At 70.5% G+C, this 6,908-nt stretch carries 8 protein-coding genes; 2 read left to right on the forward strand and 6 right to left on the reverse strand.

Going from position 1 to position 6,908, the window contains the following annotated elements; genetic code table 11:
• The 4 genes from AB0C69_RS35545 to AB0C69_RS35560 all read right to left on the reverse strand — a co-directional run.
• On the reverse strand, window positions 1-884 hold an 884-nt coding region (locus AB0C69_RS35545; RefSeq protein WP_360359686.1), incomplete at its 3' end, for a cytochrome b.
• A complete protein-coding gene (locus tag AB0C69_RS35550; protein WP_360359688.1) occupies window positions 881-1,978 on the reverse strand; it encodes a Rieske 2Fe-2S domain-containing protein in 1,098 nt (365 codons plus the stop codon). The genes AB0C69_RS35545 and AB0C69_RS35550, both read right to left, overlap by 4 nt.
• Entirely contained in the window at window positions 1,975-2,886 is a 912-nt protein-coding gene (locus AB0C69_RS35555; protein WP_345186168.1) for a c-type cytochrome, read from the reverse strand. The genes AB0C69_RS35550 and AB0C69_RS35555 overlap by 4 nt, the downstream gene beginning before the upstream one ends.
• 35 nt (window positions 2,887-2,921) lie before the next feature.
• A complete protein-coding gene (locus AB0C69_RS35560) occupies window positions 2,922-3,506 on the reverse strand; it encodes a heme-copper oxidase subunit III (protein WP_345186166.1) in 585 nt (194 codons plus the stop codon).
• Window positions 3,507-3,670: 164 nt separating this feature from the next.
• On the opposite strand from AB0C69_RS35560, the gene AB0C69_RS35565 reads away from it, so the two are divergent.
• Window positions 3,671-4,093 (forward strand): hypothetical protein, encoded by a 423-nt coding sequence (locus tag AB0C69_RS35565; RefSeq protein WP_360359693.1) that lies wholly within the window; start codon window positions 3,671-3,673, stop codon window positions 4,091-4,093.
• A gap of 53 nt (window positions 4,094-4,146) precedes the next feature.
• Entirely contained in the window at window positions 4,147-5,196 is a 1,050-nt protein-coding gene (gene trpD, locus AB0C69_RS35570) for an anthranilate phosphoribosyltransferase (RefSeq protein ID WP_345186161.1), read from the forward strand.
• Between the two features lie 35 nt (window positions 5,197-5,231).
• Here trpD and AB0C69_RS35575 read toward each other — a convergent pair whose 3' ends face one another.
• Window positions 5,232-6,041 (reverse strand): ABC transporter permease, encoded by an 810-nt coding sequence (locus tag AB0C69_RS35575; RefSeq protein ID WP_360359696.1) that lies wholly within the window; start codon window positions 6,039-6,041, stop codon window positions 5,232-5,234.
• Window positions 6,041-6,883 carry an ABC transporter permease gene (locus tag AB0C69_RS35580; protein ID WP_360359699.1) on the reverse strand — a complete coding sequence of 281 codons (843 nt, stop codon included), beginning with the start codon at window positions 6,881-6,883 and terminating at the stop codon, window positions 6,041-6,043. Before AB0C69_RS35580 ends, AB0C69_RS35575 begins: the two co-directional genes overlap by 1 nt.
• Window positions 6,884-6,908: the final 25 nt, after the last annotated feature.

The raw sequence follows: 6,908 nt of genomic DNA on the forward strand, positions 1-6,908 counted from the left end.
ATCGAGCCGGGGTCGTACGGTCCGAACAGCCAGATCGGGTTGATCTGCGCGAACGCGCCGAGCAGCGCCAGGACGCCGAAGGTGAACAGGAAGTAGGCGCCCGTCTTGGCCATGAAGACCGGGTAGAACGGGTAGCCGTACACCTGCTGCTCGGTCTGGTTCTTGACCGGCATCGCCGTGTGCTTCTGCACCCACATGATCATCATGTGCGCGGTGACCATGCCGAGCAGCAGCCCCGGGATCAGCAGGATGTGCAGCATGTACAGGCGCGGGACGATGTCCTGGCCGGGGAACTCGCCGCCGAACAGGAACATGTAGATGTAGGTGCCGACCACCGGGATCGACTCCGCGACGCCCTGCGTGATGCGCAGGCCGGTGCCGGACAGCAGGTCGTCGGGCAGCGAGTACCCGAACAGGCCCTCCAGCATGCCCAGCGTGAACATGCCGATGCCGATCAGCCAGTTCAGCTCGCGCGGCTTGCGGTAGGCGCCGGTGAAGAACACGCGCAGCATGTGCGCGAGGATCGACGCCATGAACAGGATCGCGGCCCAGTGGTGGATCTGCCGCATGAGCAGGCCGCCGCGCACGTCGAACGAGATGTGCAGCGTCGAGGCGTAGGCCTCGGACATCTTGACGCCCTGCAGCTTCGTGTACGAGCCGTGGTACACGGTCTCCGTCATGCTCGGCTGGAACCAGAGCGTCAGGAACGTCCCGGTCAGCAGCAGGATGATGAAGGAGTACAGGGCGATCTCGCCCAGCATGAAGGACCAGTGGTCCGGAAACACCTTCTTCATGTTCCGCTTGAAGAAGGTGGTGGAGCCGAGGCGGTCGTCGAGGAACGTCAGCGGCGCCTCGACCGCCTTCGGGGCTGTCGCCTCGCTCATCCGCGCTCCCAGAAGCTCGGTCCGATGGGTTCGTGGTAGTCGCTCGTGGCGATGAGGTACCCGTCCTCCACGGACAGCGGCAGCTGCGGCAGCGACCGCGCCGCCGGCCCGAAGATCACCTTCGCCGCGTCGGTGGCGTCGAACGTCGACTGGTGGCACGGGCACAGGATGTGGTGGGTGGTCTGCTCGTACAGGGCCGCGGGGCAGCCGACGTGCGTGCACACCTTGGAGTAGGCCACGATCCCGTTGACGTGCCAGTTCTCACGGCCCTTGGCGGGCTTGAACTCGTTGGCGGGGACGTTGATGAGGATGGTGACGGCCTTGGCGTTCTGGGTGAGCACCTGGTCCTCGGGGACCTCCTCCTCGATCCCCTCGGGCAGGACGGTGATCATCGAGCCCGGGGAGGAGAAGTCGCTGACCCGCAGCGGCTTGTTGGTGCCGTCGACGACCAGGCGGGCGCCCTTCTTGCCCTCCGCCTGCGCCTTCTTGACGGCCTCGCCCCAGTAGGTGTGGCGGAGCCGCTTCTCCGGCAGCGGGCCGAGGTCGCGCAGCAGCACCAGCGGGGCCAGGCCGAGCGGCGCGGCGGCCAGCAGCAGCGTGCGGCGCAGCAGGGGCCGCTTGGTGATGCCGCTGTCGGCGGCGCCCTCGAGGAAGTCCTCGGTGAAGGAGGCCCGGGTCTCCTCGTCGGCGGCCAGCTCGTGCCGCTCCTGGACGATCGGCTTGCTGGTCATCAGGCGGCGCACCCAGATGGTGACGCCGAAGGCCAGCGCGAGGAACGACAGCGCCATCAGGCCGCCGAGCCACAGGTTGCTCTCGCGCGCCCGGGTGACGCCGTGCATGCCTCCGTCGCGGCCGCTCCAGCCGATGAAGTAGGCGATGAACGCCACGCTGGCGGCGAACGCGACCAGGAAGAGCGTCGCGACGATCCGCTCGGCGCGCTTGGCCGACGCCTCGTCGAGCTGGTCCCCCACGCCCGCGGGCGCCGAGATGTCGTCCTCCGCGAGCAGGGCCTTCTCGCGCGCCGGGGACGGCGTGCCGATCACGCGTTCGCGCGGGGCGGGCCGGCCCGCCGTGTCCTTGTTGTCGTCGCTCATGACTTCTTCAGCTTCTTCGGCTTCTTCGCGGTGATCCACATGGCGGCCAGGACCAGCAGGCCGATGCCGACCAGCCAGCCGGCCAGCCCCTCGGTCACCGGGCCGATGCGGCCGAGGCCGTTACCGCCGGGGTTCGGCTCCTCGCGCGTCTGGACGAGGTAGGCGATGATGGCCTGCTTGTCCTTCGGCGTGAGCGTCGTGTCGTTGAACACGGGCATCGCCTGCGGGCCGGTGAGCATGGCCTCGTACATCTGGGTGGGCGTGACGTCGGGGTTCGACAGCGAGGGCGCGTACTTGCCGCCGGTCAGCGCGCCGCCCTGGCCGGTGAAGTTGTGGCACTGCGCGCAGTTCGTGCGGAACAGCTTCCCGCCGAGCGCGACGTTGCCGGTCTTCGGGTCCACGGCCGACGCCGGGGGGACCTCCGGGCCGCCGCCGAGCGAGGCGACGTAGGCGCTGAGGTCGGAGAGGTTCTTCTCCGCCTGCATCTTCTGCCGCTCGGCCGCCTCCCGCTTGTCCTTCTCCTCGTAGTCGGTCTTGATCGAGGTGTTGAACTCGGGGAGCGGCTTCTTGCGCGGCATCTGCGCGCCAGGGTTCGCCGCGGGCATGCGGCCCGAGCCGACCTGGAAGTCGACGGACGCGGCGCCGACGCCGATGAGGCTCGGGGCGATCGGGTTGCCCTTGGCGTCCTTGGTGCCCTCGGCGTTCAGCCCGTGGCAGCTCGCGCAGTTCTTGTTGAACAGCTGCTGGCCGTTCTTCAGGTCCTGCGCCGCCTGGGCGGTGGTCTGCGCCTCGGCGCGGTCAGTCCGCGGCGAGAAGCCGGCGTAGATCGCGCCGATCGCCGCCAGGGCCGCCAGCACGACGGCGTAGCCCGCCCACGGGCGCCGTCGCCATGCGGTGATCCTTTTCACGGAAGTCCCCGTTCGGGTCATGTCGGTCGGGTCGGTCAGATGTCGAGCAGGTAGACGACCGAGAACAGGCCGATCCACACCACGTCGACGAAGTGCCAGTAGTAGGAGACGACGATCGCGCTCGTCGCCTGCTCGTGCGTCCACCGCTTGGCGGCGTAGGTGCGTCCCAGGAGGAACAGGAACGCCACGAGGCCGCCGATGACGTGCAGGCCGTGGAAGCCGGTGGCCAGGTAGAAGACCGAGCCGTAGGCCGAGGACGAGAAGGTGAGGCCGTCCTTGGTGACCAGCTGGGAGTACTCGTAGGCCTGGCCGGCGACGAAGTAGGCGCCCATGAGGAACGAGAGGACGTACCACTCGCGCAGGCCCCAGCGCGCCACGTTGAACACGCTTCCGTCACGTCCGACCTTGCCGGCCTCGGCCTTGAACACGCCCATCTGGCAGGTCACCGAGGACAGCACCAGGATGGTCGTGTTGACGGCCGACAGCGGCAGGTCCAGCGGGGCGCCCGGCCACGCGTGGTGGCCGGACTGGCCGATCGTCACAGAGCGGATCGTGAAGAACATCGCGAACAGCGCCGCGAAGAACATCAGCTCGGACGACAGCCAAACGATCGTCCCCACGCTGACCAGATTGGGACGGTTCGCCCGTGCGTGAGGTGTTGTCTCTATCGCGGATGCTGTCACGCCAGCATTATTGCGCCCCTATCCAGTGAGTGACGCATGACCCCCCTTCTAGGGTTCCCCGAGCGTGTCACCGGTGCCGCGACCCGGTACCCTTCAGGTCCATGAGCACCGCCCCGGAGAGCCCGATGAAGGTCCTCGTCTACAGCGACGACGCGAACACGCGCGCCGAGATCCGGATGGCGATCGGGCGCCGGCCCGCCGCCGACCTCCCGAAGGTCGAGTTCGAGGAGTGCGCCACCCAGCCCGCGGTCGTGGCGCGGCTCGACCAGGGCGGCGTCGACGTCCTGATCGTCGACGGCGAGGCGCAGCCCGCGGGCGGTCTCGGCGTGTGCCGCCAGGCCAAGGACGAGGTGTACGACTGCCCGCCCGTCCTGGCGATCATCGGCCGCCGCGACGACGGCTGGCTCGCCACCTGGTCGCGCGCCGACGCCGTGGTGGGCCTGCCCATCGACCCGATGGCCGTCGCGAACGCCCTCGCCAGCCTCATGCGGCAGCGCGTCCAGAACCGCCTCCCGGCCCTGTAGCCGGCGAGCCGCACCGCACCCCGCAACGCACCCACCACGACCCTGTAGGCGACATGGACGCGCGCACCAGCTGGCCCGCACTGCTCAACGCCCTCGTGTCGGGCGACTCGCTGTCCAGCGAGGAGACCACCTGGGCCATGAACAGCATCATGTCCGGCGAGGCCACCGACGTGCAGATCGCGGGCTTCGCCGTGGCGCTGCGCGCCAAGGGCGAGACGGTCGAGGAGGTCACCGGCCTCGCCGCGGGGATGATGGACAACGCCACGCCCATCGAGGTTCCCGGCCGCATCGCCGACCTCGTCGGGACGGGCGGCGACCGCGGCCACACCGTCAACGTCTCCACGATGGCCGCCGTGGTCGCGGCCGCGGCGGGCGTGCGGGTCGTCAAGCACGGCAACCGGGCCGCGTCGTCCTCGTGCGGCGCCGCCGACCTGCTGGAGCACCTCGGCGTCGCGATCGACCTGCCCCCCGAGGCCACCGCGCGGGTCGCCGACGAGGTCGGCATCACCTTCTGCTTCGCGCCGCTCTACCACCCGGCCCTGAAGTACGCCTCCCGCACCCGCAGCGAACTGGGCACGCCCACCGTCTTCAACTTCCTCGGCCCGCTGACCAACCCGGCGCGCCCCCTGGCCCAGGCCGTCGGGGTGTTCCACCCGCGGATGGCGGGCGTGATGGCGGGCGTGTTCGCCGCGCGCGGCTGCTCCTCACTGGTCTTCCGGGGCGACGACGGGCTGGACGAGCTGACCACCACGGGCACCTCCACCGTGTGGGTCGTGCGCGACGGGACGGCGACGGAGACGACCTTCGACCCCTCCGACCTCGGCATCCCGCCGGCGAAGCCCGAGGACCTGCGCGGCGCCGACGCGGTGTTCAACGGGCGGGTGGCCCGCGAGACGTTCGGCGGGCGGCGGGGGCCCGTCCGCGACATGGTCCTGCTGAACGCCGCCGCGCTCATCACCGCCTACGAGGGGACGCCGGCCGCCGCCGACCTCACCGCGACGCTGGGGGCCGCCTACGAGCGCGCCGCCGCAGCGGTCGACTCGGGGGGCGCCGCCTCCCTCCTCGACCGCTGGGTCGACGCCTCCCGGCGCCTGCGGGGCTGACGCTCAGCGCCCGCCCGCACCGGCCCCCGCCGCGCTCACGCGACGCCGCGGGCCCCGCTGGACAGCCGCTGCGCGATCCAGATCGGGATGACCGACAGCACGATCAGGGCGGCCGCGAGCACGTTGACGACCGGGGCCTGGTTGGGCCGGAACAGGTTGTTGAAGATCCAGATCGGCAGGGTCTGGGCGCCCGGTCCGGCGGTGAACGTGGTCACGATGATCTCGTCGAAGGACAGCGCGAACGCCAGCAGCCCCCCGGCGAGCAGCGCCGAGCGCAGCGCCGGGAACGTGACGTGCCAGAACGTGTGGAACGTGTCGGCGCCGAGGTCGGCGGACGCCTCCTCCAGGCTGGTGCCCGTGCGCCGCAGCCGGGCGAGCACGTTGTTGAAGATCGTGACGACGCAGAACGTGGCGTGCCCGACGACCACGGTGAACAGGCCGAGCCCGATCCCGAGCGGCTTCAGCACGACCTGGAAGGCGTTGCTGAGCGCGATGCCGGTGACGATGCCGGGCAGCGCGATCGGCAGCACGACGACCAGCGAGACCGTCTCGCGTCCGAAGAACCGGTACCGAGCCACCGCGAAGGCCGCCATGGTGCCGAGGACGAGCGCGGCGGCCGTCGCGCCGAGGCCCGCCTTGACGCTGGTCAGCACGGCCTGCCGGGCGCCCTCGTTGTGCAGCGCCTGCGACCACCAGCGCCCGGTGAACCCCGACGGCGGCCAGCCGAACGCGGTGTCGGCGTTGAAGGAGTTGACCAGCACGACCAGCAGCGGCACGTAGATGACGGCGAGGCCGAGGAACATCAGGACGCGCAGGGCGATCCGCGCGGCGGGCGAGAGGGTCATCACAGCTCCCTGAGCGCGCCGGTGCGGCGGGCCGCGGCGAGGTAGCCGAGCATCACCACCACCGGGATCGTGGCGACCGCCGCCGCGAACGGCAGGTTGTTGGCGGCGCCGATGTTGTCGTAGACGACGTTGCCGAGCAGCTGGCTCCGGCCACCGACGATCTTCACGGTGATGTAGTCGCCGAGCGACAGCGAGAACGTGAAGATCGATCCGGCCACCAGCGAGGGGAACACCAGCGGCAGCACGACGGACCGCAGCGTGCGCAGCGGGTGGGCGCCGAGGTCGCCGGAGGCGTCCAGCAGCGAGTCCGGGAGCCGCTCCAGGCCCGCGTAGACCGGCAGGATCATGTACGGCAGCCACAGGTAGGCGAGGACGATCACGGTCGCCGTGAGGCCGTAGCCGGGGCTGGAGAGCCCGAACGGCCCCAGCACCTGGTCGACGAGGCCGCCCTGGGCGAGCATCACCCGCCACGCGTACGCCTTGACGAGGTAGGCGGCCCACAGCGGCGCCAGGATGGCTATCACCAGGTAGGGCCGGTGCCGCGGCTTGGCGACCTTGGCCATGTACAGCGCCATCGGGAAGCCGATCGCGGTGTCGATGAGGGTGACGGCCGCCGCGACGCCGAGGCTGCGCAGCGCGACCGTCCGGTAGACCGGCTCGTCGACGAGGGTCTGGAAGTTGGCGAGCGTGAACTGCCGGACGACCTCGCCGGTGAAGACGTCGGTGGTCCAGAAGGCGGTCAGGAAGATCGCGGCGAGCGCGCCGAGATAGACGACGACCAGCCAGGCGAGCGGCGCCGACAGCAGCAGCGACAGGCGCAGCCGCGGGCGGCGGTGCAGCAGGGCCGCCGCGCTGTGCCAGAGCCTC

Origin of the sequence: Actinomadura sp. NPDC048032, from assembly GCF_040653175.1 — a bacterium.
GTDB lineage: Bacteria > Actinomycetota > Actinomycetes > Streptosporangiales > Streptosporangiaceae > Spirillospora > Spirillospora verrucosospora.

Coding starts and splice junctions, on each gene's coding strand:
- AB0C69_RS35550 (WP_360359688.1), bottom strand. CDS start 1,978: ATGAGCGACGACAACAAGGACACGGCGGGCCGGCCCGCCCCGCGCGAA.
- AB0C69_RS35565 (WP_360359693.1), top strand. CDS start 3,671: ATGAGCACCGCCCCGGAGAGCCCGATGAAGGTCCTCGTCTACAGCGAC.
- trpD (WP_345186161.1), top strand. CDS start 4,147: ATGGACGCGCGCACCAGCTGGCCCGCACTGCTCAACGCCCTCGTGTCG.
- AB0C69_RS35575 (WP_360359696.1), bottom strand. CDS start 6,041: ATGACCCTCTCGCCCGCCGCGCGGATCGCCCTGCGCGTCCTGATGTTC.